24 protein-coding genes and 4 pseudogenes are annotated in these 23,831 nt (G+C 67.2%); 16 read left to right on the top strand and 12 right to left on the bottom strand.

The genetic code is table 11. The features are described from left to right. Positions 1-38: 38 nt before the first annotated feature. The gene (locus OG798_RS41865; protein ID WP_095857645.1) at positions 39-1,157 is read right to left on the bottom strand and encodes a glycerate kinase; all 1,119 of its coding nucleotides are present in this window, start codon (positions 1,155-1,157) and stop codon (positions 39-41) included. Positions 1,158-1,356: 199 nt separating this feature from the next. Between OG798_RS41865 and OG798_RS41860 the strand changes: the two genes are divergently transcribed. The 3 genes from OG798_RS41860 to OG798_RS41850 all read left to right on the top strand — a co-directional run bounded on the left by OG798_RS41860 (position 1,357) and on the right by OG798_RS41850 (position 4,224). Further along, entirely contained in the window at positions 1,357-2,478 is a 1,122-nt protein-coding gene (locus tag OG798_RS41860; protein ID WP_328758705.1) for an ADP-ribosylglycohydrolase family protein, read from the top strand. A gap of 45 nt (positions 2,479-2,523) precedes the next feature. Continuing rightward, positions 2,524-3,015: an NUDIX domain-containing protein gene (locus OG798_RS41855; protein WP_095851697.1), complete on the top strand. Its 492-nt coding sequence runs from the start codon at positions 2,524-2,526 to the stop codon at positions 3,013-3,015. 216 nt (positions 3,016-3,231) lie between these two features. Continuing rightward, positions 3,232-4,224 carry an AAA family ATPase gene (locus tag OG798_RS41850; RefSeq protein WP_328758704.1) on the top strand — a complete coding sequence of 331 codons (993 nt, stop codon included), beginning with the start codon at positions 3,232-3,234 and terminating at the stop codon, positions 4,222-4,224. Between the two features lie 59 nt (positions 4,225-4,283). Here the strand turns inward: OG798_RS41850 and OG798_RS41845 are convergent, their stop codons facing one another. From OG798_RS41845 to OG798_RS41835, 3 genes and pseudogenes are all read right to left on the bottom strand, one after another. After that, positions 4,284-4,676, bottom strand: coding sequence for a MerR family transcriptional regulator (locus tag OG798_RS41845; RefSeq protein WP_095851699.1), 393 nt, complete (start codon positions 4,674-4,676; stop codon positions 4,284-4,286). A 48-nt stretch (positions 4,677-4,724) separates the two neighbouring features. Beyond that, positions 4,725-5,762, bottom strand: coding sequence for an NADP-dependent oxidoreductase (locus tag OG798_RS41840; protein ID WP_267063403.1), 1,038 nt, complete (start codon positions 5,760-5,762; stop codon positions 4,725-4,727). Between the two features lie 505 nt (positions 5,763-6,267). After that, positions 6,268-7,340: pseudogene (locus OG798_RS41835) on the bottom strand (IS630 family transposase). A gap of 322 nt (positions 7,341-7,662) precedes the next feature. Between OG798_RS41835 and OG798_RS41830 the strand changes: the two are divergent. Beyond that, on the top strand, positions 7,663-8,100 hold the full coding sequence (locus tag OG798_RS41830; protein ID WP_097224134.1) for a cupin domain-containing protein: 438 nt from the start codon (positions 7,663-7,665) through the stop codon (positions 8,098-8,100). 206 nt (positions 8,101-8,306) lie between these two features. On the opposite strand, the pseudogene OG798_RS41825 reads toward OG798_RS41830, so the two are convergent. Both OG798_RS41825 and OG798_RS41820 read right to left on the bottom strand, forming a co-directional pair. After that, a pseudogene (locus OG798_RS41825) lies at positions 8,307-8,769 on the bottom strand (DUF4291 domain-containing protein); the annotation flags it as partial. A gap of 90 nt (positions 8,770-8,859) precedes the next feature. Continuing rightward, complete coding sequence (locus tag OG798_RS41820) at positions 8,860-10,452, bottom strand: M48 family metallopeptidase (protein ID WP_328758703.1); 1,593 nt, start codon at positions 10,450-10,452, stop codon at positions 8,860-8,862. Between the two features lie 227 nt (positions 10,453-10,679). Between OG798_RS41820 and OG798_RS41815 the strand changes: the two are divergent. Together OG798_RS41815 and OG798_RS41810 are read left to right on the top strand one after the other, a co-directional pair. Next, positions 10,680-10,855: pseudogene (locus OG798_RS41815) on the top strand (peptide-methionine (S)-S-oxide reductase MsrA); the annotation flags it as partial. A gap of 50 nt (positions 10,856-10,905) precedes the next feature. Beyond that, positions 10,906-11,343, top strand: coding sequence for a GNAT family N-acetyltransferase (locus OG798_RS41810; RefSeq protein ID WP_267063399.1), 438 nt, complete (start codon positions 10,906-10,908; stop codon positions 11,341-11,343). A gap of 535 nt (positions 11,344-11,878) precedes the next feature. Here the strand turns inward: OG798_RS41810 and OG798_RS41805 are convergent. The 3 genes from OG798_RS41805 to OG798_RS41795 form a co-directional block, all read right to left on the bottom strand. Further along, a complete protein-coding gene (locus OG798_RS41805) occupies positions 11,879-12,766 on the bottom strand; it encodes an ATP-grasp domain-containing protein (RefSeq protein ID WP_267063398.1) in 888 nt (295 codons plus the stop codon). A gap of 354 nt (positions 12,767-13,120) precedes the next feature. Then, the gene (locus tag OG798_RS41800; protein ID WP_267063397.1) at positions 13,121-13,480 is read right to left on the bottom strand and encodes an HGxxPAAW family protein; all 360 of its coding nucleotides are present in this window, start codon (positions 13,478-13,480) and stop codon (positions 13,121-13,123) included. A gap of 93 nt (positions 13,481-13,573) precedes the next feature. Then, positions 13,574-13,882 (bottom strand): hypothetical protein, encoded by a 309-nt coding sequence (locus OG798_RS41795; protein ID WP_328758701.1) that lies wholly within the window; start codon positions 13,880-13,882, stop codon positions 13,574-13,576. A 116-nt stretch (positions 13,883-13,998) separates the two neighbouring features. Between OG798_RS41795 and OG798_RS41790 the strand changes: the two genes are divergently transcribed. The 5 genes and pseudogenes from OG798_RS41790 to OG798_RS41770 all read left to right on the top strand — a co-directional run. Then, entirely contained in the window at positions 13,999-14,895 is an 897-nt protein-coding gene (locus tag OG798_RS41790) for an META domain-containing protein (protein ID WP_328758700.1), read from the top strand. A 561-nt stretch (positions 14,896-15,456) separates the two neighbouring features. Next, positions 15,457-15,927 (top strand): phosphotransferase, encoded by a 471-nt coding sequence (locus tag OG798_RS41785; RefSeq protein WP_328758699.1) that lies wholly within the window; start codon positions 15,457-15,459, stop codon positions 15,925-15,927. Further along, entirely contained in the window at positions 15,917-16,390 is a 474-nt protein-coding gene (locus OG798_RS41780; RefSeq protein WP_323138765.1) for a phosphotransferase family protein, read from the top strand. Before OG798_RS41785 ends, OG798_RS41780 begins: the two co-directional genes overlap by 11 nt. Before the next feature lie 175 nt (positions 16,391-16,565). Then, positions 16,566-17,294 (top strand): hypothetical protein, encoded by a 729-nt coding sequence (locus OG798_RS41775; protein WP_267063394.1) that lies wholly within the window; start codon positions 16,566-16,568, stop codon positions 17,292-17,294. A gap of 109 nt (positions 17,295-17,403) precedes the next feature. Next, a pseudogene (locus OG798_RS41770) lies at positions 17,404-17,964 on the top strand (IS5 family transposase); the annotation flags it as partial. 16 nt (positions 17,965-17,980) lie between these two features. On the opposite strand, the gene OG798_RS41765 reads toward OG798_RS41770, so the two are convergent. Next, positions 17,981-18,490: an Imm21 family immunity protein gene (locus OG798_RS41765; RefSeq protein ID WP_267063393.1), complete on the bottom strand. Its 510-nt coding sequence runs from the start codon at positions 18,488-18,490 to the stop codon at positions 17,981-17,983. Positions 18,491-18,657: 167 nt separating this feature from the next. Between OG798_RS41765 and OG798_RS41760 the strand changes: the two genes are divergently transcribed. Together OG798_RS41760 and OG798_RS41755 are read left to right on the top strand one after the other, a co-directional pair. Continuing rightward, positions 18,658-19,347 carry a hypothetical protein gene (locus tag OG798_RS41760; RefSeq protein ID WP_328760143.1) on the top strand — a complete coding sequence of 230 codons (690 nt, stop codon included), beginning with the start codon at positions 18,658-18,660 and terminating at the stop codon, positions 19,345-19,347. 865 nt (positions 19,348-20,212) lie between these two features. Beyond that, positions 20,213-20,950, top strand: coding sequence for an SIR2 family NAD-dependent protein deacylase (locus OG798_RS41755; RefSeq protein ID WP_328758698.1), 738 nt, complete (start codon positions 20,213-20,215; stop codon positions 20,948-20,950). A 36-nt stretch (positions 20,951-20,986) separates the two neighbouring features. Here the strand turns inward: OG798_RS41755 and OG798_RS41750 are convergent, their stop codons facing one another. After that, positions 20,987-21,220, bottom strand: a complete 234-nt coding sequence (locus OG798_RS41750) for a hypothetical protein (protein WP_328758697.1) — start codon at positions 21,218-21,220, stop codon at positions 20,987-20,989. Continuing rightward, positions 21,195-21,365 (bottom strand): hypothetical protein, encoded by a 171-nt coding sequence (locus tag OG798_RS41745; RefSeq protein ID WP_328760142.1) that lies wholly within the window; start codon positions 21,363-21,365, stop codon positions 21,195-21,197. Before OG798_RS41745 ends, OG798_RS41750 begins: the two co-directional genes overlap by 26 nt. 284 nt (positions 21,366-21,649) lie before the next feature. Here OG798_RS41745 and OG798_RS41740 point away from each other — a divergent pair, with 284 nt between their 5' ends. From OG798_RS41740 to OG798_RS41730, 3 genes are read left to right on the top strand one after another with little or no spacing between them, the layout of a single operon-like run. After that, on the top strand, positions 21,650-22,069 hold the full coding sequence (locus OG798_RS41740) for a hypothetical protein (protein WP_267063389.1): 420 nt from the start codon (positions 21,650-21,652) through the stop codon (positions 22,067-22,069). A gap of 26 nt (positions 22,070-22,095) precedes the next feature. Next, positions 22,096-23,484, top strand: a complete 1,389-nt coding sequence (locus OG798_RS41735; RefSeq protein ID WP_328758696.1) for a hypothetical protein — start codon at positions 22,096-22,098, stop codon at positions 23,482-23,484. Further along, a complete protein-coding gene (locus OG798_RS41730; protein WP_267063386.1) occupies positions 23,484-23,795 on the top strand; it encodes a hypothetical protein in 312 nt (103 codons plus the stop codon). The genes OG798_RS41735 and OG798_RS41730 overlap by 1 nt, the downstream gene beginning before the upstream one ends. Positions 23,796-23,831: the final 36 nt, after the last annotated feature.

Below are 23,831 nucleotides of genomic sequence, written 5' to 3'. Positions count from 1 at the left end.
GCCTTACCTCTTCGTGCCTCGTTGTCCCCCTGGACCGGTCAGGTCAGGAAGTCGCGGGCGATGTTCTGGGCCACCGTCTCCAGGATCGGCCCCGCGTCGGAGATGCATCGTGCGATGTCGGGCTCGACCTCCGTGAGGGGGTACGCGCGCCGGATGCCGGCCCTGCCGAGCGCCTCCGGGCGCAGTGCCAGGCGCCCGCACACCGCGACGACCTCCTTGCCCGCGGCGCGGGCGGCCGCGGCCACCCCCGCCGGAGCCTTGCCGTGGAGGGTCTGTTCGTCGAGGGACCCCTCACCGGTGATCACCAGGGTGGCCCTCTCCAGCGCGGGCGCGAAGCCGAGGACGTCGAGCATCACGTCGATACCGGGACGGAACCGGGCGCCCAGGACCAGCGCACCGTAGCCGATGCCACCCGCGGCTCCCGCTCCCGGCGCCGCGGCGTACTCCGTGGCCCTGGACCCGATCGACTTCTCCAGAACCGCGGCGAAGTGTCCGAGGGCCGCGTCCAGGATCTCCACGTCGTCGGGGCTCGCCCCCTTCTGGGGGCCGTACACGGCGGGCGCGCCCTTCGGCCCGGTGAGCGGGTTGTCCACGTCGCTGGCGAGGACGAAGTCCACGGAGGACAGCCGGGGGTCCAGGCCGGACAGGTCCGCGGTCGCCACGTCACTCAGCGCCGCACCGCCGGGAGCCACCGGCTCCCCCTCCGCGTCCACGAACCGCGCCCCGAGCGCGGACAGCATCCCCGCCCCGCCGTCCGTCGTCGCGCTGCCGCCCACGCCGAACACGATCGTCCGGGCCCCGGCGTCCAGCGCGGCCCGCAGGAGCTCCCCGGACCCGTACGTGGACGACGTCAGCGGCGCGAACACCCCGGCGGGCAGCCGCTGCAATCCGCTCGCCTCCGCCATCTCCACCACCGCGGTGTCGCCGCGCAGCGCGAAGGCGGCGGTGAGCTCGTCGCCCAGCGGGCCGGCGACCCGCACCTCCCGCCGCTCGAACCCGGCCGCGACCGCCGCGTCCACGGTCCCGTCGCCGCCGTCGGCCACGGGCAGCGCCTCGACCTCGACACCCGGCACGACGCGGCGCAGCCCGGCCATGACGCGCTCCGCGACCTGCACGGCGGTCAGCGATCCCTTGAACTTGTCCGCGGCGATCAGCACCCGCGGAACACGCCCGGTGCCCGCACGTGTCGTCTTCACAGCAGAGTCCGCCACCTTGCATTCCCCTTGCTTTCCGGCCTCGCACACGTCAAGGCAGTCGCGCCGCTGCGACCTTAACCGGAGGACGCCCCCGCCGTCATGCTCCGACCGGCCCGTGGAACACCGCACGCTCATGCCCGGAATTGGGTAAACCGGAGCTATGACCCCTGTGGGCACCGAACTCGCGGACCGCGTTCTCGGGGGCTGGCTGGGCCGGATCGCGGGCAACATGCTCGGCAAGCCGGTCGAGCAGGGCGACCACTGGACGCGGGACCGTATCGACCGCTATCTGCGACAGGCCGCCGCCCTGCCGCTCACCGACTATCTTCCCGAGCCCGCCACCGACGGTGACGCCGGCGAGTTCGAGCTGCGGCCCGAGTGGCGGCAATGCGTGCGCGGCCGCATCCACGGCAGCTGCCGTGACGACGACGTCGACTACGCGATCCTGGGGCTGCACCTGCTGGAGACGCACGGTTTCGGTTTCAGCACCGAGCAGGTCGGCGACCTGTGGCTGCTGCGGCTGCCGTATCTGCAGACGTTCACGGCGGAGCGGGCCGCGTACCGCAACCTCGCCAATGGCATCAAACCGCCGCTGACGGCGACGTACGACAACCCCTACCAGGAATGGATCGGCGCCCTGATCCGCGCCGATGTCTACGGCTGGACCAGCCCGGGCGCGCCGCACCGGGCGGCCTCCCTCGCCCGTCGCGACGCCGTGCTGTCCCACACCGGCAACGGCGTGTACGGGGCGATGTGGGCGGCGGCGCTCGTCTCGGCCGCGTTCACCGCGCCCACGGTCCGCCACGCGCTGGACACGGCGCTGACCGTCATTCCCGCGAGCAGTCGCCTCGCCCGCACCGTAGGCCGGGTGCTCACGCTTCACGAGACCCGGATGACCTGGGAGGACACGCTCACCACGGTGTCCGAGGAGACCGCGGGGCTCGGCTGGATCCACACGATCCCGAACGCCGCCGTGCTCACGGCCGGGCTGCTCTACGGCGACGGCGACTTCACCCGGACCATCACGCTGACCGTCCGCGGCGGCCTGGACACCGATTCGAACGGCGCGACGGCGGGCTCGGTGGCCGGGGTCCTGTGCGGGGCCGGGGCCATTCCCGCGCAGTGGAAGGACCCGCTGGAGGACACCGTACGCAGCGCGGTGTTCGGCTTCGACGGTGTACGGATCAGTGAGCTGGCCGCGCGGACGCTCGCGCTGGCGGAGACGGAGGGCGAGGCCCAGGGCGGGACCGCTACCGGTCCCGACGCCCGGGACCTGTCCTAGGCCCTGTCGTCGGCGACCTCGAAGTCTCGTCCGTACGCTTTGGGAATGACCACTCCAGACTTCGCCACGTACATCGCGGGCCTCCCCCGTGTCCTCGCCGGTGCCGCCGCGCTCTTCCGCGACAGTGACGGCCGGGTGCTGCTCGTCGAGCCGAACTACCGTGAGGGCTGGGCCCTTCCGGGTGGCACCGTCGAGTCGGACGACGGGGAGACACCGCGCCAGGGCGCGCGCCGCGAGACCGCCGAGGAGATCGGGCTCGACATCGAACTCGGTCCGCTGCTCGCGGTCGACTGGGTGCAGGGGACGGCGCGGCCCCCACTGGTCGCCTACCTGTACGACGGCGGAGTCCTCGGCGAGCGGGAGCTCAAGGCGATCCGGTTGCAGGAGGAGGAACTGCTGTCGTGGCGGCTGGTGCCGCGGGAGGAGCTGGCCGAGTACCTGCCGGGCGCACTCGGCCGCCGGGTCCTCGCCGCGCTGGACGTACTGACGGAGGGCGGCGGAACCGCGGAACTGGAGAACGGCCACCGGGTGGGCTAGTCGCCCCTTGGCTACGGCGAATTCGCCAACTTCACTACCTTCGCGGGACATTGATCGGCACAATGCCCGTGCGCCGCACTACGACTACATGGAGTTCGCCCTCGCCGACGGGGCCCACGTCCGACTCGAGCTCGCGGCCGCGGGGGAGGCGTCGGCGGCGCGTGGAGCGCGTCGACACCGTCCACGCCGGCCAACTCCCCCTACCGGGCACCCGAGGTGACGTACTGGGGCGAGTCCCGGATGCTGCTGCGCTGTGTCGAGCCCGAACCCGCGGGGCGGCCGACCGCCCGGGAGGTGGCGGACGCCTTCGGGGCGCTGCTGCCGGGCGGGGTGGAGTGGGAGGACGTGGAGGGCGGCACGGGCGGGGACGAAGACAGCCCCGCCGTCGAGCCGGAGACGGCGAGCGACGAGGAGGACGACCACGAGCAGTGGATGCGCACCATCCGCACCCCCTTGCCGGAGCCCCTGCGGATCGCGCTCGTGGGTGTCAAGGACGGGGTCGGCTGCACCACGACCACGATGGTGCTGGGGGCCGTACTGGCCGACCAGCGGCAGGAGCGGGTGCTCGCCATCGACCCCGACCGGCACACGGGCAGCCAGGTCCGGATCGGCGGGCGGGTCTTCCGCAACACCCTGGCCAGCCTGTCGGCCCTGGCCGAGTCGCTGCACGAGGTGCGGCACTTCGAGGATCTCCAGCTGTTCCTGTCGCCGCACCGCTCGGGGCTCCAGGTTCTCGCCAACGACTCCGTCTCGCGCATCGCGTCGGTCGGCCAGTTCACGGACTACGACTTCCACCGGGTGACCCGCACCACCCGGGAGTACTTCGACCTCACCCTGGTCGACTCGGACAAGTTCATGCCCACGGTGCTCAGGGCGGCCGACCGCGTGGTCATCGTCTCGCGGGCCGACCCCGCCGGTCTGACCCAGGCGCAGCAGGCCATGGACCGTCTTGTCACCCTCGACCTGCCGGACCTGGTCCGCGAGGCCGTCGTCGTCCTCAACCACAGCCGCCCCGCGGCCGGTTGGACGCTCGACGCCGCCAGTATCCGGGGCCTGAGCTCCCGCTGCCGCGGCGTGGTCATGGTCCCCCGCGACGGCCACCTCACCATGGGCAGCACGGTCGAACTCTCCTGGCTGACCCCCGAGGCCTACAAGGCGTACCTGCGCCTCGCTGCCCTCCTGTTGGGCCCCCGCCCGATCTTCCCCTGACCGTTCGATGTGCCCACGCCGATTGCGCGTCCGGTCGAAAAGGCCGCGGCACTTCACGATCAAGCGGCCTGCTCGTCTGCGGTGCCGCCGGGTGCCGCCAGCCATGGCATCCGGCGGACGAGGCTGTCGCGCAGCTCGGTGAGGATCGCGATGCGCTCCTCCAGCTGAGCCACCCGCTGTGCGCCGACGCCGTAGCCGTCGGCGCACAGCGGTGAGTAGGAGAGCACCTCGGGCAGATCGGCGTCGAGGTAGGCCAGGAGGGACTTCACATCCTCCACGGTGAGCCCGCAGGACAGAAGCTCACGGATGTTCCGGACCCTGCGTACCGCACCGGGCTCGTACAGGCGATAGCCCGCCGTCGTACGGTCGGACTCCAGCAGGCCCTGCTCCTCGTAGTAACGCAGGGCACGGGTCGTGGTCCCGGCCTGCGCGGCCAGTTCTCCGATCAGCATTGCAGCCACCTCCGAGTCCGACCTTAAGGCTTCACCCGTACGTCAAGGTCAACTCCCGAGCCGGACCACCGTCTTCCCGGTGTACGCGCCGTTCACGAGATCGAGGAGAGCCTGCGGTGCATGGGCCAGCCCATCGATCACCGTCTCGTCATGGACGATCGCGCCCTCGCGCAACCACATACGGAATTGCGCGCCGAACTCCGGAGCACGCTCAAGGTGATCGCCCACGGTGAAGCCGCGGATGGTGAGCCGCTTGCCGAGGACACTGAACAGGTCGCCGGGACCGGCTTCGCTCTGCCCGCTGAGGGCTCCGCACAGGGCGACGCGGCCATGCGGGTTCATGATCTCGATCGCGGCGCGTAGCTGCTCGCCACCCACGTTGTCGAAGTAGACGTCGATGCCTTCGGGTGCGGCCTCGCGCAGCCGGTCGACGACCGGTCCGTCGTGATGGTCGAAGGCCGCATCGAACCCGAGTCTCCCGGTCAGATGGTCGACCTTGTCCCTCGATCCGGCGCTGCCGATCACCCGGGCCGCTCCCTTGAGCCGAGCGATCTGGCCGGCCATGCTCCCGGTCGCCCCCGCCGCACTGGAGACGAAAACGGTGTCGCCGGGCCGTAGTTCCGCCGCGTCCATGAGCCCGACGTAGGCGACCAGTCCGAAACTCAGGTAAGTGGAGGGCGTCGGGTAGGCGTCCCGGTCGACGCGGCGGAACAGCCCGGCCTGCGCCACGGCATACTCGCGCCAGCCAAGCCGGTGCATCACCAGGTCGCCCTCGTCAAGTGATGAATCCGCGGAGGCGACCACTTCACCGATGGCATCGCCGTACATCACCTCGCCGACCTCATAGCGGGGCATCGGCAGGCCGGACTCGCCCGCGATCAGCATGAGCATGCCGGGATCGAGCGACATGAACAGATTGCGGACCAGCACCTGCCCCGATGCGGGATCGGGAACAGCGACCTCGGTGATCTCGAAGTCCCCGGGAGCGGGCAGGCCTTCAGGCCGTGCCAACAGCCGGGCCTCCAGTCCGGTACGGGAGATGCCGGAGCGGCTGGAGAACGTTGCGCTCTTCGAAGATGTGTCCATGCCGACGACGCTAGGGATTGACCCATGCGTCAAGGTCAAGCCGTCCGACCGGCGGTGGCCTCGAGACGTACCTGGAGGCCGAACGGGGTATCGGCCCGCACGTAGTGCACAGGACTCGATGCCCCGGGTACCGGCCCTGTACTACCTCCCGCCCAGCAACACCGCCTACCCACGCGACCTCCAAATTCCCTATTCCCTATTCATTCCCTATCCCTGGGAGAGGACGGCTCCAGCGGGTTCGGACAGACCAGCCAGGCCGAGCGTGATTCAAACTCCCCCACCCGTTCGAGATCGCCCGCGGCGGGGTGCAGTCGCTCCCCAAACGCTGCTCGCTGGATCGGAACCGGTCAGCAGCGCGTTGAGCGTCGCCGGGACGTGAGGCGGAAGGTGCTCAGCCATCCCCGCCTAGGCCACGCCGACCGGACAGGACACACCGGGCCCGGCGAGCCTGCGCTGCCATGTGCCCCGTAGGCGGCAGTCGGCCGTTCGGTGAACTTGTGCCGTATCAGGCAACGTTTGCCCTGTTGACGATGGCTCGTAGGCGCTGGTCGTCGGCGTGACGGTTTCGCCAGATGATGTAGCGCCGGATCATGCTGCCCTGCTCCTTGTGGCTGGCGTGATCGGTGCCGTCGAGGGTGAAGTAGCGCAGGGTGGTGAACTGGGCCTCGATGCGGTTGAGCCAGGAGCTGTTGGTCAGGGTGTAGGCGATCTCGACGTTGTTGACTTGGGCCCAGTCACCTACTCGGGTGTCGCGCCTGGTGGTCAGGTGCGGGGAGAAGTTGTCGACCACGATGGCGATGCGGATCTCGGGCGGGTAGAGGCTGCGCAGATAGCGGCAGAACCCCAGGAACTTCGTTCGCGTCTTGGTCTTGTTGATGTGTCCGTAGAGCTTGTCCTTGCCCAGGTCGTAGGCGGCGAACAGGTGGCGGACTCCATGCGCGCGGGTGTAGGTCGCCCGCCGCCGCGGCCTGGGCTCGCGCTCGGGATCCTTCTGCTTGCCGCCGCGTTCGGCCCACTGCCTGCCTGGGTGCGGCTGGAGGTTGAGCGGACCGAACTCATCGACGCATAAGACCACGACCGGCTCACCGTCTTCGGGTATGACCTCGCCGTCGGCGATCGCGTAGAGGTGCTCGATACGAGCCTTCTTTGTGGCGTACTCGGGGTCGCGCGAAGCCTTCCAGGTCTTCACGCGTTGAAAGGAGACGCCCTCCTCGCGGAGCGCGATGCGCCCAGGCTCCAGGTCGAGAACGGCAGGCCGTGCTCGGCCGGCTTGGACTTGGCGATCTTCTTGACCTCGCGCCGCTCGGACAGCGTAAAAGTCCTCGGGTGACCGCCCTTGTACTTGGGGTAGAGCGACTCGAAGCCGTCGGTGTTGAAGTCGTGAATCACATCGCGGACCCGATCCGCGCTGGTGCACGTCACCTCGGCGATCTCCGCCACCGCCATGCCCTGTGCTGACAGCAGCACCATCTGGGCCCGCCGCCACGTCACGACCGAGCCGGTGCCTCTGCGGATGATCCGCTGCAACCTCCGGCCTTCATCGTCATCGATCTCACGAACCCGTACACGTTCTGCCACCCGGACAGACTCATGGTGACGCACCGCCTGCGCCAGCACCCGAGCGGCACGTCAGATCACAACAGGGCAGACGCTGCTTGATACGGCGCTAGATGCTCGCCGATGACATGGCGCGATGCGGTCTCGATGCCGCTGGCTCCCGGATTGTGGCGGCCGCCGACGGGAGGCAGGGTGGTGTCGAGACCGTTTCGCGAAGCAAGTTGTGTGAGCCGGGAACAGGCGAACTTGGTCACCGCCGAACGAGTGGGTCGGTACACCGGTCCGGAATGCGGTGGCCGATGCAAGATCGTCCATTCTGGGCAGGCTTACGGAGGTGCGGTACATGTCAGCGAAGGACCCAGAGAGCGGGAGCACGCACGAGGTCTCCTTGCCGCCCGAAGTCAAGTTGCTGCAGGAAGTCACTCCGCCTTTCTTTCCCGAAGGTGGTTCGGGAATGACCATCCTCGTCGATTGGCCTCCCGGTCACCCCGGGCTCCCTCCGCATCGCCACTCGGGCCCGTCGTTCGGCTACGTGATGGAGGGCGCGCTCCGGTTCGAGCTCGAGGGCGAGCCGGAGCGTGTGGTCGAGGCCGGTGGGACGTTCTGGGAGCCAGGCGGTGACGTGATCCACTACCAGGACGGCAACGCCCTGTCGGACGCACCGACCAAGTTCGTGGTGACCATGGTGTGCGCGCCGGGTCAGCCGATGCTCAAGCTGGTCGACGAGGAGGAGCTGAAGGAACGGGCCCACCTGCGCGCCCCGCGTCCCTCCGATGGCTGACCCGCGAGATCGACAAGAGTGCGGAGTCCGGAATACCGATCCAGGTGCCGGGCTTTGCAGCAACCTCCTGCCTTCAGCGTCATCGACCTCACGAACCTGCACACGTTTTGCCACCCGGACCGACTCATGGTGACGCACCGCTGCGCCAGCACCCGAGCGGCACGTCGCATCACGACAAGGCAAACGCCTGATACGGCACTAGTCGGTCACGGGCGCAGGGCGGCCAGTAGTTCGTCCCCGGCGGGGTAGGGGCGCTCCTTGGGCAGCAGTGCGGCCGCGGCATCCAGCTCGCTGCGGCGTACGAGCTCGTAGATTTCTCGGGCGAGCGGAGTCACGTCGCTGATGGCCACGGTCCACTCGTCCGCGTAACGCTTAACGGCTTCACCGGAGAGCCCGAGTTGGAGTGAGCGGTACGTCAGGGGGCGCAGGTGCAGGTCGCGCTCGGGGTCCCACTGGACGCGGGCCGGTGCGCGCTTGAGCTGACGTTGCCAGGTACTGAGGTCGGGGTGCGGCCCGCGCACGTAGCTGGCTGGACAGACAGGCATGACGCAATGCCCACTCGAAGCCGTCGCGGGTGATCTCGATGGCCAGGACAGTCCCCTGCCCGGCCTTCGTCGCCCAGCCACAGCGGTACACCATCCACAGGAAGGACGGCTTGATCCACGTCAAGCCGCGTTCACAGACCATTCGTCGAGCTGAAGCGGACTTGGATCGTTCCGTCGACCAGCGATCGTGACCGGCCGCCCGGCCGAACGGCGACTATGCGGAAACGCAGTGGGGGCCGGCGAGCAGGGCGCGCAGCGGGGCGGTGTCGGGCGTGTCGGCGACGGCGGCGTCGATGGCGTCGTCCATGCCCTTCTCCCACGACTCGGGCAGAATGAGTCCAGGCTGCCCCGACCAGGCGATGTCCGGTTTCGCGTATCCGGACTCGGCGAGGCGCAGGTGGACCATGCCCGCGAGCCCGTCGAAGACCTTGGGTCGAATGAAGTTGCGGGCTGACGGCCCGGACAGCCGCGCCGCCTGATGCGGCTTGGGCATGCGGTCGGCGACCGCCATCCACAGTAGGCCGCGGTCGAACGCGTCGAGTATCTTTTCCAAGGTGGGCAACTCGTTGTCGGCCACTGCTTCGGTCGTGGCGGTTCGGTGTACGGTCGCCGTCTTGCCTGCGCCTTGCGCCGATGAGCGAAGCGCCCTGGCCACGGCGACCCGCAGCGGCCGGGACCAGTCCTCGGCATCGGCGACCGCGCGGGCCATAACGAGGCGCCGCAGCCGCGCCGCCTCCTGCGACAGCGTGCGCGACTCCAACGCAATGAACACTTGGCCCAGGTCGTGCAGCAGAGTTAGCGCGGCCGGCTCGTCGGTCGCATCATCGGGCCGGCCATCGGTGGGCAGCTTCTCGATCAGGGCGATCCGTTCGGCTATCGGTGGGTGTGAGTCGTACTGGTGCGGCCGCGGCGGACGCTGCCCGGAGGAGAGCAAAGCGAGCTGCTCCCCGGTCTCGGCGAGCAGTCGACGGAAACCGCCGTGCACCTCGCCCTCAGGCGGTAGCGCTCCCAGCGACCTACCCATCGCGGCGTACGTCTCCAGGTAGTGGGTGTATGTGGCAGCGAGCACTGGAACGACGCGTAGTGCAGCGGCTGTCGCGTCGCGGCCCGCGTGCCGGGCGGCTGTCTGGTCCGCGGCAAGCTCCTGTTGGCGGGCCACGGACTGCGAAGTCCGCAGGAACATCCGGGCGTAGCCGATGTACAGGGCACCAATCGCGTGGTGCAGCCGAGTGCTGCCCTCCTGGAAGACCTCCACCGTGTGCAGTAGCGCGTCCCGACCGCGCATCGTGACAGCGCCGAGCCGGGTATCGAGGTTGCCGTAGTGCCCGAACTCGTGGGCGAGGACGGCGCGCAGTTGCGGGACGGTCAGCCCGCCGAGCAGCGGCAGGCCCAGGAGCATGCGGCGTCGTCCGGGCAACAGTCCCAGCAGGCGGCTTTGTTCGGCGACCCCCGCGTTGACCTCGGCGACCAGGTAAACCTCATTGGGCGGCCGTTGCCCCGTCACTTCGGCGGCGGCTTGTATCTGTCCCCACAGCTCGGGCTGGTCCTGTGGCGTGACCGCCACCCCGTGTGGCACCGGGCCCAGACGCCCGGCCCGTAGAAAGGTGAAGAGACCCCGCAGAATCGCCGCCGCCAACAGGGCGGTGACGGTCAGAACCATGCCTTCGAACCAGGCCGCCCGCGCGCTGAACAGCCGCGTCATCAGCAGCCAGTCGAACACCGCGATGGCCGACAACAGAGCGACTCCCATCAGATGAAAGCCGACCAACAGCGTGAACGCACGGACAGCGCGCAGCCGAAACGACATCGAAAAATCCCCCACCCACATGGTTCAACCAGCCCGAATGGGCCAAAGGCGCTCGCGGATAGTACCCCCGCAGATCACCTACGGTGTGGAAGCGAACCAGAGCCTCAGCGCTTGGGCTCGGACGGCTCCAGCACCACTGATGCGGTCTGTGAACGCGGCATGATGGCCCATGTCAAGCCACGTTCATAGACCTCACTCGCGATGACCGCGACGGATGCCATCTTCCTCAGGGCCGCACGTTCTGCACGGCGGAGGGCTACCACCAGCAGTACCTTTCAAGCAGCAAAAACCCGGACGGGTACTGCGGGCTGGGTGGGACGGGGGTCAAGCTAAGTACCCCGTTCGCGACGAAGTGTCCTGCCCGACGGGCATCGCACCGGCGCCGCAGGCCACCGAGGTATAGTCCGCGCAAGATGCTCTTGATCAGTCCCGGGCGATGGATAGGCTCACGGCATGGACGTCCATGTAGAGATCGCCCGGGAAGCAAGTCAGGAACTCGTGGATGCCTTCGGCCGGCTGCTACCGCAATTGTCTTCGACGGCGGACCCGCTCGGTTACGAAGCGATCGACCGGATGGTGACGTGTGATGCCAACACGGTGCTCGTCGCCCGGACATCCGATGAGATCGTCGGCACCCTGACTCTGGTGCTGCTCCCCTTGCCGTCCGGCTTGCGAGCCCGTGTCGAAGACGTGGTCGTGGACAGCGTTGCGCGGGGCCGGGGAGTCGCCGGCCTCCTCACCCAGGAGGCCTTGCGGATTGCCCAGGAGGCAGGTGCCCGGACGGTCGATCTCACCTCCCGGCCGGATCGTGCGGCAGCGAACCGGCTTTATGAACGTCTGGGCTTCCAGGCCCGGCAGTCAACGGTCTACCGCTTCCCGATCGACCGGTAGGACGTCCACGAACGCCGACACGCAGGCTGTCTCATGACCGGGATGACTTCCCAGCACCGAAAGCGGCTCCTCCCGACGCGGTGACGCCGCCCTTTCGCTCCCTTTCTCGCAGGGCCCGACGGGTCATGTGACATGGCAGGCCAGCCTGGACAGGGGTCAAGGTAAGTACCCCGTTCGGGACGAACTGGGGGGCGTCTTGCCCGACGGGGGTCGCCCCCACGCCGAACGCTGAATAGCAGCAGGGTCTGACCTTCCGAGCCCTCCTTTGATCAAGGAAGGGGCTCAGTGCTGCTGTCGCTCGCAACTGCGAGTCAGTCCCGCTCGGCCCGTTTCGGCTATGCCGAGTTACAACTTCCTCTGCGGCCGGGCCTGTGCTCCTGTCTCCGCCCCGCTCCAGCCCGGCCGGCGCCCGTGCCGCGCCTGCAGTATGCAGAGGTATGGTGCCAGCGAAAGGGCACATCGTGGCTGGATCGGTCGACTCCACAGCCCTAGAGAGTTTGGGCACGAGCCTCGAGGACTCAGAGGCCGCCGGAAGCTACGACGTAGCTCTTCGAGCCTCGGAGATCACAGCATCGACGAGACGCTCCAAGCCTCGCGGGTAATCTCCCAGGAACAGATTCGGCTCGATGAGCTCCAGCTCCATGACCACGGGCTTCCTGCTGTCGTCCAGGGCCAGGTCCACCCTGGCGAACAGCGGGGGCTGCGGAGACGGAACACTTGCCAGTGCTGCCAGCGCGGTGTCGATCTCCTCGGCGGTCGGTGAGTACTGGGTTACGTCGGGGTGCGGCACCCGGTCGTTGTCGATCACCCCGGGCTCGGTCAGTACGGGTCCCTTTCGGATCGCGTGGCTGAACGTGCCCGAGACGAAGACCAGAGCGCGTTCCCCCTCTTCCACGAGACGCAGATACGGCTGAATCATCACGACGCGGCCTTGATGCAGCAGCATCCGGGCATGCTTCTCGGCGTCGGCGTGGCGGTCGGGTTCGTAGCGTGCGGTGTCGAGTGCACCTGCGGATATCGCGGGCTTGACCACCACCCCGCCGACCCCGTGGAAGTCCTCCTCGTCGTACTGGTCGCCCGGTTCGATGAAGCGCGTGGGCACGACAGCGACCCCTTGCTCGGCGAGGTCCAGCAGGTAGCGCTTGTCGCTAATCCAGCGCACCACCGACGCCGGGTTCCACAGACGCGTGAGGTGAGCCGTCGTGTCAGCCCATGCCAGAAACTCGCCGACGCGTTCCGCATAGTCCCAGGTAGACCGGATGACCGCGAGATCGAACCTGTCCCACGCCACGCCCTCCGCGTCCCACGCCACTGCTTCGGCTATCGCACCACCATCGCGCAACGCATCCACGATCAGCCGGAGATCCGTGTCCCAGAGCATGCCTGCCTCGCTCGTCACGACCGCGATCCTGGCAGCGTCCACGTAACTCTCCTGTCGTAACCCGACAGGCCCGTGCAGTCCATGGGGATGGCTTTACCGCAGCGTAGGCGTGCCCCATCTATCCCAACCGAGTATCGATTACTCCATCCCGTCGGGCGCCCTGAACGACAGCGCAAGCCCACCGTCAGCCAGGCGCGGCGGGGAGCGGCTCCGCACCGGAGAGGTACGACCCGACGGTGAGACCCCACCCGTGTGCCCGTAGTCCTGGTGGAGCCAGATCAACTTCTTACTTCGTGGAGCCACTTTCCATTGCCGCACTGGAGCCCAAAGAACTGCTTACAGACAAACAGGTCGGCACCCGCCCCGATTCGGTCCTGCCCAGTTGAGGGACAAGTCCTAGATTCGGGCGTCAGCGGTTTCCTGCATCGGCTGACGACTCTCCACAACTGTGTTCGGTCGCCGGCCGGCCATGCGGCATCCGAGACAGTCCGCGTGGCCGCCGCGCGCACTCAGATCGCGCACGCGCCAGTCCCATTGGTCATCGGGACGAGGTCCGCTCGGCTTGCCCCATCCGGCTAGGTGAAGTACCCACGTGACCCCCGCAGCGAGTACGACGGTCGCAGCTCCAGCGTCGATCACGATGGCGGAGGCGGCTATCACGCCGATGCCGGCGATCCCGAAGCCGACCACGGCGATGAGGGTGCCAGTCCATCCCGCCATCGTGTGGCCCAGGTCCACATGGCCGTGCGCGCTCATCAGTTCTCCCAGGTCTCATGGCAATGAGCCGGTAGCCCATGCGCACGAGCAACGCTGGACCGCTCACGAGGCCACCGGATGAGTAAGAGGTACTCATTTCATCGGCACGGACCCCGTGCAGGCGACTGCACAGGGGCCTGAAGCAGAGCTTCGGCATAGTGGCGTGACGCACGGTTTGTGATCATCCGAGGCCGAGGAGAGCGAGAGGGCGATCCGCGGCCGCCGGACCAGGACGTAGTCACAGACCGTCGAGTACGACGCCTGGTCAAAGCCGTGATCCTGCGCGAGCCGCTGGTAAATCCGCCGGGCTGTGTGCTTCTGCTTGCGCGGCGCGGTGAGGTCCTCCCGCAGCATCGCGTCGATCCAGCCCTTGGCCGGATCCAGAACCGTCGCCCGCGGCACCGGCTTCTTCCTCGGTGGGGGGACCGCCGAGTTCAGAGCCTGACGCACCGTGGTCGCGGCAAGTGCTGTGGTCCTGACGGGACAACCCCGAAGGTGGGTCGGAGGTCCGAATCATCATGCGCATGTACCGGACCGGCGCCCTCCTCGGCGCACTGCTCGTCGCTCTGCTCACCTTCACCTCATGCGGTTCGCCCCGGGCGGGGAGCGGGGGGAAGGCCCCGGAGCGGCCCACGCCGTGGACCACGCCGAAGGGGCCGGGCGGCTACGGCGGGCTGCTCCTGGGCGCACGCTGGCGGGTCGACTGGGTCACCGTCGACGGGCGCGACATCGACGCACCGCCGGACGCCGGCGCGTGGGTCGAGTTCAGCTACGACAACACGGCCGTGGGCGACTATGGATGCACGCCGTTCAGGACGTCGGCCACGGTCACCGCCACGACGCTCACCGTCGGTGCGGACACGTCGGGGGCGACGCCGGACGACGCGTGCCCGGCGAAGGAGCGGGCCTTCGAGGAGCGGATGCGGAAGATCCTCACCGGCGGCCCCCTGGCGGTGGCCGAGCGGGTCGACGACCTCTCGATGACGCTGAAGAACCAGCGGGGCGACTATGTCGCGTTGCAAATGCTGTGGCCTCAGGGGCTCTTCGGAGCGCCCTGGCAACTCCAGAATCTGATCGTCTCCGATGCCACCATCGACATGACGGCCGGCAAAGAGGTCTACTTCGTCTTCCACCGGGACGGCACGGTCACAGGAAAGGGAGGCTGCAACGGCTTCAAGGGCCGGGCCGCCTTCGCAGGCGAGCACGTCACGCTGTACCCGCTCACCCGGACTACGCACCGGACGTGCTCACGGGAGATCATGTCCAAGGAGGACGGCCTGCTCGACCAGGACCCGCGCACGTTCCAAGTGTGGGTCAATCACGGCATCGAGTTCGTGGACGAGACCCGCGGCCTGGAATTCTTCGGCCACCACTTCGTCCGGCTGACCGGCACACCGCCGCGCCCCGGGTCCTAGATTCGCAGTCGGCCAACGGAGATGGAGAAGGTCACGTCACCCGGGACATCGCACGCGGTCTGTAAATCTTCCGTCGGCCGCCTCCGGGCCGTGCGAGGGCAACCGACAACAGCAACTAACGACCAACAACGACCATGAGGGCGCGGCAGTCGGCCGCGCCCTCATGGTGTGTCTGCGCAGCTAGTGCCATAGCAGGCAACGTTCGCCCGTGAAGGAGCGGCGTCCGGTGCGTGCTCTCGGCGTGCCGGCCGGAGGCCCTCGTACTGGACGTACTTGGGTCTTCGACGGGTGCGGCGAGTGGGGGCACCTCCCACGCCCTTAAGGCAGTGTGGGAGCGTGCCGGGCGTCGCGACAGGGCGAACACTGCCTGTCACGGCGCCAGACCCAGGTGTCCAGCCACATCCGGGAGCGCCACTGGTCTACGGGGATCGCGGTGCCCGTTGTCCTCGCTCCGACCGTCTGCGGATGGGTACGGTCGTGGTCGTGTCTGGTGCACGTCGGGTTGGTCACCCGTGGGCGTGTGCTGATTGATCGCGCGCGACTAGGGGAGCTGGTACGGGCATGGCGGTTGACGCTGCTCGGTCGGAAGAGGGGTTCACGTCGGCGGGGGCGACGCGGGTGATGGTTGCCGCCTGCCGGGCTGCGGGGCTCGATGACAGAGGCGCGGAGTTGATCCGCCTCGGGGAGAATGCGCTCTTCCGGCTCGTGTCGGTGCCGGTGATCGTGCGTATCGCGCAGTCGGTTGAGTACCAGTCGGCGGCTCGCAAAGAGGTGGCCGTGTCGCGGCGGCTGGCTGGCGAGGGATTTCCGGCAGCTCGTGTCGTTGAGGATCTTGAACAGCCGCCGCTGGTCGACGGACATCCGGTGACTTTCTGGCATCTGATCGTCGACGCGGGCAGGGCGGCTACGTACGGAGAGTTGGGTGCGGTCCTGCGTGATCTACACGCGCTGCCTCTGCCCGACAGCCTGGAACTGCCTCGGTACAGCGCCTTCGGACTCTCGGACTCTCGGACTCTCGGACTTGCGGCTTGAGCGGGCCGCGGGGATATCAGAAGACGACCTTGAGTTTCTGCGCAAGCAGGGGCAGGAACTGAAGGGGCGCTTGGCGGAGCTACGGTTCGGATCGCCGCTGGGGCCTGTGCACGGCGACGCGCACACCGACAACCTGATGGTCGACAGGAGCGGGGTTGTGCACCTGATCGATCTGGAGAACTTCTGCGTTGATCATCCCGAGTGGGACCTTGAAGTGGCCGCCCACGAATACCACCGTCTCGGTTGGGTGACAGACCAGCAGTACGCCGACTTCGTGGGCGCCTACGGCCGTGACCTGAGGGAGTGGTCCGGGTTCGCGACGCTGTGCGCGATCCAGGAGTTCAAGATGACCACGTGGCTCATGCAGAACGTGTCCGAGGGGGAGAAGGTAGCTCAAGAGGTGGGCCGGCGGATTGCGTCGCTGCGTGATGATGCTGCTCCACGCGACTGGCTCCCGTACTGAGAGACGGGTTACTTACTGCAAACCCGCTACGAGCGCCGCGCTGACTTGCATCCAGGACTTCTGCAATTGGCGTGCTGCGTCATCTGCCTGCGCCAACTGTCCAAGCATTTGTCCCATGCGCAGGCTGGCCGGACCTGAGTGCAGTGCTGCACCGGCCGGCTGTCACACTCGCCCGATGAGTACGAACAGCCGGCAAGGTCGATCCGTTGATCCGGAAGAGCTGCTGCTGCGGACAGACTGGAGCTCGGTGGAGCACTGCTGCCCGAACATTGCGCCGGCGACGCCTGTGGTCTTGCGGCAACTTCTCGACAATGACACGGGCAAGCAGGGCGCTGCTCTCCGTGACCTGCAACAAGCCGTCACGCATTCGAACACCTTCTACACTGCCACGGCCCCCGCGGCGTCTTTCGTGGCGGCGGTTCTCGGGCACCCGCGGACTCTCGCCGAAGTCACCGACCAGAGGCAATGGGATGCCGCTGACTTCGGTGAGGAACCACGGTTTCTCCTTCGCGTCGGTCTCCTGAACTGGCTCGGCAGCACGGCCTGGGACGCCAACGAAGAGTCACCTGACGGGTACGAAGCTGACATTGAAGCGTTCCGCACCCTTCGACCGATCCTCTATGACGCCATTCAGCCCTTCCTCAAAGACGACGAGCTGAAGGTCCGCGATGCCGCCCTAGCTGCTGTACTTCCGTTGCTTGCCTCACCAGAGCTCGCCCACCACGCTGAAGGCCTGCGTGATGACGTGTGGGCTCTCGCCGCCGATAGCGCCCCTTACCGGCAGCGCGCGATCGACACACTCGCCAGCTGGGGCGCGGACATCACGCCCTTCCAGCAGTACAAGCACACGCCCGCTGACGTCCGCGCTCACGCTGAAGGCTTCGCCGACGATCCGCCTTTCTGAAACCACCTTTTAAAGAGCATTTTGTCCCGGTAGGGACGTTTGTTGGCGCTTTAGGGGGTGACTCGACGTGGTGCCATTGGTGCAGACGCGTCCGGTGCGGCGGATGCAACTTCTGCGTCGTCTGGTGCGGGAGGCCGAAGGCCGCGATGGCGAGCCGAGCGCCTGCGTGCTGGACGCGCAGAGTGTGAAGACCTCCGCGAACATCCCCGCGGCCAGCCAGGGTATCGATGCCGGCAAGAAAATCGCGGGCCGCAAACGCCATATCGGGGTGGACACCCTCGGCCTGCTCCTGGCTGTCTGGGTCACCGCAGCGAGTGTCTCCGACAACGCGGGCGGCATGCACGTGATGTCCCGCGTTGCCGCCACGAACCCTCGCGTGACCAAGGCATGGGCCGACACCGGCTACCGCACCAAAGCCATCGACCACGGCGCCCGCCTCGGCATCGACGTGGAAGTCGTCCAACGCGACCCCGGCGTCAAAGGATTCAAAGTCATCCCCCGGCGCTGGGTGGTCGAGCGGACCTTCGGCTGGCTGATGCACCACCGCCGCCTCGCCCGCGACTACGAGACCCACCCACACCGCTCCGAAGCCATGATCAAGCTGGCAATGATCGACCTGGTAAGCCGAAGGCTCACCAGCGAGGGGACACAGAACTGGCGCGACACTTGAACCGCCGCGTTGCCCATCAGGTCACTGGAACGAGCTGGACCAGGCAAAACGTGGTGCGCGGTCTGGGCGTCACCTGCGCGGCTTGCACCTGGTAACGCCCTGCTGCGATCTCGACCCGCAAGCGTTCGTCCTCATACGCCTCGTCCCCCGGACAGGCTGAGTCCAACAGCACCACGGGGCCCGGCACATCCCACGTCACCGTCTCTTCCCAGACGACGGACGCAAAAGCCGTATCGACGCTGTCGAGAAGTTCCTCCTCCGAGTCCGCGGCGATCCAGCGCACGAAGGCACCAACGTTCGGCAGAAAGGCCGTAGAGGCGGGATCGAAGCCAAGCACCAAGGCATGCGACTGCCCCACGGCAATCAGGCCCACATGGCCGCCGACATCACACGCCCTGTCGTAATCCTCCCACTCATCCCCGCCAGCTCCCCTCCACGCAGACAGCGATACCTCGGGAATGACGATCAGAGGCCCACCACCGGACTCGATCCACTCAACGGCCCCCGGATCTGCGTATCGCATCATGCCGCGACGCTACAAGGCACTACTGACAGCCTCGTTGACACAACTCAGGACTCCATTACGAGACCAAACAGAACGAACAGGACTAAACGCTCTTTGAGTAGCAGCAAGCACGGTGACACTACGGCTTGAGAATTCAGTCGAGGAGCCACTTCAATGGCGCCGTGACCATGGCAGCGATGGACAGCAACGGGAATGTCGCCGGACGCATCTCACTCGGCGACGTCATCGCACAACTGGGCAGGCACAGGCCGGTCTTCCACTCCGAGGCCGATCTTCAGCACAGCTTCGCGCGGGCCCTGTGGGAACTGTCGCCGGATGTGCACTCCAGGCTTGAGGTACCGCAGAGGGCGGGGAGCAAGGCCGAATACCTGGACCTCCTGTGCATCGGCCCGTCGGCCCGCACCGCGATCGAGTTCAAGTACTTCACCCGGAGATGGACGGGCACGGTGGGCGCTTCCGCCGAGGACTACGCCTTGAAGGGGCATGCCGCCGCTGACCTCGCCCGCCTGTACTTCGTGCGGGACATAGCCAGGCTGGAGCGCTTCTGCCGCCGGCCTGACCAGAACGGTCTTGCCATCATGCTCACCAACGACGCGTCCCTGTGGACTCCGCCCGGCGCCAGCCGCGGGCAGACTCGGGATCGAGAGTTCAGGATCCATCAGGGACGTGAGCTGGTCGGCACGCTGCTGTGGGCCGAGGGCGCCTACGAGCCGAACACGTGCACGTTGCGGGGTACGTATCCGCTCGATTGGGAGCCGTACTCCGAATTGGACGGAGCAGGGGGAGAGTTCCGGTATCTCGCCGTGTCCGTCAGCCCGTTGTCGGGCGTGACCGGCGACGGGCCCTCGCATGTGTAGTGGGTTCGACCCCAGACTGCCGCGCAGTGCTCTGGTACTGACTACCGTCGTGGCATGACGTCGGTTGACGAATGGCCGGACTTTCCCGAAGGACTCGATCCCGGAAGCGTGTCGTTTCGGGAAGCCCGGTGCACGTGGCACGGCAGGACTTGTGCAGAGCCACCCGTCAAGGTCGTACACACCCGAGATGGAGCGCGGTGGGCGGCGTGCGCACGGGCCGTGCGCACGATCACTGCTGAACGTGGTGCCCAGCCTGGCCGGTAAGCCGCCAGGGTCCTGCGGCTCACGGATCACTCCGGGAAATGGAGCGCGTAGTCGCGGAAGATACGTCGCAGTCCGTCTCGCTCGATGTCACGGGCCCAGAGGAATTCTCCGAGGAGCCCGAACAACACGTCGACAGCCAGGCGCAGGGGCCGGCGCCGTAGCCGTAGAGGTACGTGACTTAGCCGCCGTACGAGGCGTCCAGGCCTGTAGTACACCGGGCCGTGTTCGGATGTGCTCCAGATGCTCCCCGAAGCTGAACTCACCGGTGCGGCGATCACCGAACATGGACATCGGCCAGCGATCAGTCAGCCGTGGGAACCGGCGTGAGGCCTGTCGGGCAGTACGGTCGCCAGTTCGTCCTGAACGGGTCACCTGGGTTGACCCTCGGCCTACCAAGGCCGCAGTACCCGTCCGTTTCACTGCTTGAAAGATGCTGCCGATGGTACGGCTCAGCCCGGCAGGAGTCGCTCCCGCTCCCACAGCCAGAGGCAAGGGCTCTGAGCGCGGGACATGCCCCTTGGCCGACGAGCACAGCCGACGCACGAGGGGCATGCCCCGATATCCACTCGCTCTGATCAGGCAGGAGTCCTACTCTCGGCCCATGGGCAGCCCTCTAGTAGCCATCCTCAGTGGCGCAGGTATTTCCACCGATTCAGGAATCCCTGATTATCGCGGTCCGAACGGGCTGTGGCGGCGGGATCCCGAGGCCGAGAAGCTCGTGACGTACGAGTACTACATGGGCGATCCCGAGATCAGGCGCCGGGCGTGGCAGATGCGGCGGAAGAACCGGACGCTCCAGGCCGAGCCCAACGCCGCACACCTGGCCGTGGCCGAACTCGAGAAGTCCGGGGTGCCCGTGCGCGTGATCACCCAGAACGTCGACGGCCTGCACCAGCTCGCCGGAATGCCTGCCCGCAAGGTCCTCGAACTCCACGGCACCGCACGTACCGTCGTGTGCACCGAATGCCACGCCAAGACACCCATGCAGGACGCCCTCGCCCGCGTCGAAGCCGGTGAGGAGGACCCGCCGTGCCTGAAGTGCGGCGGCATCCTGAAATCGGCGACCGTGCTCTTCGGCGAACGCCTCGACCCCGTCGTCCTCGGCGAGGCCGCCGCCATTGCCAAGGCCTCCCAGGTCTTCATCGCCGTCGGCAGCAGCCTTCAGGTCCAACCCGCCGCCGGCCTCGCGGGTGTCGCCGCCGACCACGGAGCCCGGCTCGTCATCGTCAACGCCGAACCCACCCCCTACGACGAGATCGCCGACGAGGTCGTACGGGAACCGATCGGCACCGCCCTGCCCGCACTGCTTCGCGGGCTGACCGATGAGATCAATTACTAAAGCGCGCCTGGAACGCCACCACGGCCCTCAGGCTGTTCAGCAGGGGGAGTCACCCGGCTCGATCTCCTTGGCCTGCTCAGGAAGCAGCCGATTGACCATCGTCTCCGGCGTCGCCTCCATGCCCAAAGCCTTCATAGCCGCGGCCGAGTTGAGACGATCCTTAGCGCCGGGGTCTCCAACCCGATCGATGAAGGTCGTCGCGACTTCGAGCTTATGGTCAATGTCGATCTTACTTTCGTTGTCCTCAGCAGCCTTGGTGAGGTTGGCCATGGTGCGCTTCGAGTGGAGCGCCAGTGCGCCACCGCCAACTGTGATCAGCGCTCCCGTCAGGCTCGTGACAAGTGGGAGATAGCTGAGGTCCGGGCACAAGCGCCAGGACTGCTCCGGCCAGAATCACCACCGCTCCACCCGTCATGAACCACACGCTGAGGCGAAAGGTCCACTCCGCCTGCTTGAGCGAGTGATTCAAGCGGCACGAGCGGTGCGGACTTCGTCGAACCCGTCACGAACCGCCCTGTTCGCTACACCACCTGCGACGGGAGGAACCACCCTTCTCTGCGTGTTACTTCCACCACACGGCACGTCAGGGCGGAGCGACGTGACGTCACTCCGCAAAGAAGTGGCGAGGTTTGGGTAAAGCCCCTCCCAATGGGGTGATCGACTAGGCGTTCGAGACAACAAACCGGAGGGGGAGCCGAGTTGTCTTTCGATGAGGAGTGGGCCCAGTTGAAGGCCGACGCCCTCGCGCGCAGGTCGACGGGCATGCAGATCGACCAGCTTCCGGCCGACGCGAGCGGTGGCACCGGCGCACCAGTCGCCGGGAGTCTGGTGGCCAAGACCGACTCGATCAACGGCAACGCGAATCTGCTGATTGAAATAGCGGGCTTCCTCCAGGAGGGCCGGCCTGACGCCGAACTCACCACCACGGCCCGGGAGCCTCGAACACACGAGGACGTGGCCAAGCAGGTGGCCCGGTTCGCCGGATTCGCGGATGACCAGTACCTGGACGCGGTCGCTCTCTTCGCGGCACTCTCCACCCGCCTGCGAACAGTCGGCAGCGACTTCGTGAAGATCGACGACGACACGGCACAGCGCTTCCTCGACAACATATTGCACTAGGGCCAGTACGTCGCTCCGGAGGCACGATGAGCGGCGGAATCAGCCACCGCAAGGACGTTGAATATCTGGAGGGCTGCAACCCGCCCCTCGTCGAGCGGAACGCGGACGAGTTCAAGCGCCTGCACGACATGCTCGTGGCGGTCGACCCGTCCGCCGAGCGAGCCGAGAAGCACACCCAGTGGAAGAGCGACGGCAGCCAGCACTACGAAGCCCGGCTCACCGAGGCGCGCAAACTGCTCACGCAGCTCGCCGAGGGCTACCATAAGGCCGCCGGCGCCCTGAGCGACTATTCGTTCGCCCTGGAGGTCGCCAAGGCGCACTACTCCAACGGCAAGGCGAACGAGCAGTCCCTCGCAAACCTGATCCACACCAAGGGCACGGCGATCACCCGTGAGGCCCAGGAGGCGGAGCCGATGCGCCAGTGGGAGGACATGCGGTCCACCACCGGTGTCATGGACTTCTTCGCCGAACTCACCATGGATGTCGACGACATCCGCGACGACGCGAACCGGCTGCACGACGCCGCCGGCGGCGATTTCCATCTGGCGAAGACCACAGAACACGAGGCACGGGAGCTCTGCGTCCACCAGCTCAAGCAGGCGTACGACCTGCTGCCCGACTTCCGCATGGGCTTCATTCAACGCGTCGACATCGTCTCGGCGATCGCGGACTTGCGGCGAGAGGCTGCCGAAGCGCGCACGAATCCGTTGACCCATCTGCCCGGCAGCGGCCTCAAGCAGGACTACTACCCCATCGCCGGGAGCGACATCGTCTCCCCGACGCTGCGCGACATCCGCCTCCAGGTCGCCAACCTCCCGGGAGCGAAAGACAGTTACTGGAGTCCGCCCTCCAACGCCCAGGAGCGCGCCGACTGGATCACAGCGAACAAGGACATCATCAAGGCGGCGGCACGGAACTCGGGGCTCCCGCCGGACATGGTCGCCGGTATCGCCTGGCAGGAGATCGGAGGACAGCCCGGCATCCTGGACGACATCACCGACACCATCCGCGAACAGGCCGACTCCCCACTCAGTCCGATCACCCCCGAGAGCCTCCCCTGGCGTCTCGGCGGCGATCCCGACAACACGTCCATGGGGCCCATTGCCATCCAGGTGCGACGTGGCGCCAAGGTCCTCGGCTACGACCCCGACCACCTCACCGACCAGCAACGCAGCATGGTGGAGGATTCTCTCCAGGACCCTGCGCAGAACATCTTCATCGCCTCGGAGTACCTGGCCCAACTCAAGGCGGAGAGCGAGTTCGCCAACGTGCCTGCGGAGGAGATGACGTCGGCCCAGTATCAGGAACTCGCCGCGCGTTACAACGGTGGCCCGTACTGGCAGACCGACGACGCCCAGGCCTACGGGCGTGGCTTTACGAACAATCTGGACGAGGCAAGGAACGCACTGCGCTGATGACCAGCCATTCCGAGGTGGACAACGACCGTGGCTGCCTGCGCCTGGTCCTCGCCGTTCCACTGATCCTGCTCACCCTTGTCGCTGCGTACTTCTGCTGGACGGCACTGACCATCCGTCCGTCCGGGCCCTGGGACGACGACGCGTATGCCGGCATCGTTCTCTCATGCGTCCTCACCATCGGGGCTGCCGGTGCGGTGGGAGTGCTGTGGCTGCTGCCGTCGGTGCGACGGATCATGGGGTGGTGGTGGGTGGGCCCCGCCGTGCTGTTGGGTGTGATCGCAGCGATCCGCTGGGTGACGGGCGGTTAAGCCGTCCAGCGCCATGGCTGCGTCGACTACCCATAT

Origin of the sequence: Streptomyces sp. NBC_00271 (assembly GCF_036178845.1) — a bacterium.
Classification (GTDB): Bacteria; Actinomycetota; Actinomycetes; order Streptomycetales; family Streptomycetaceae; genus Streptomyces.
This window is presented reverse-complemented; position numbering and strand designations above follow the sequence as displayed.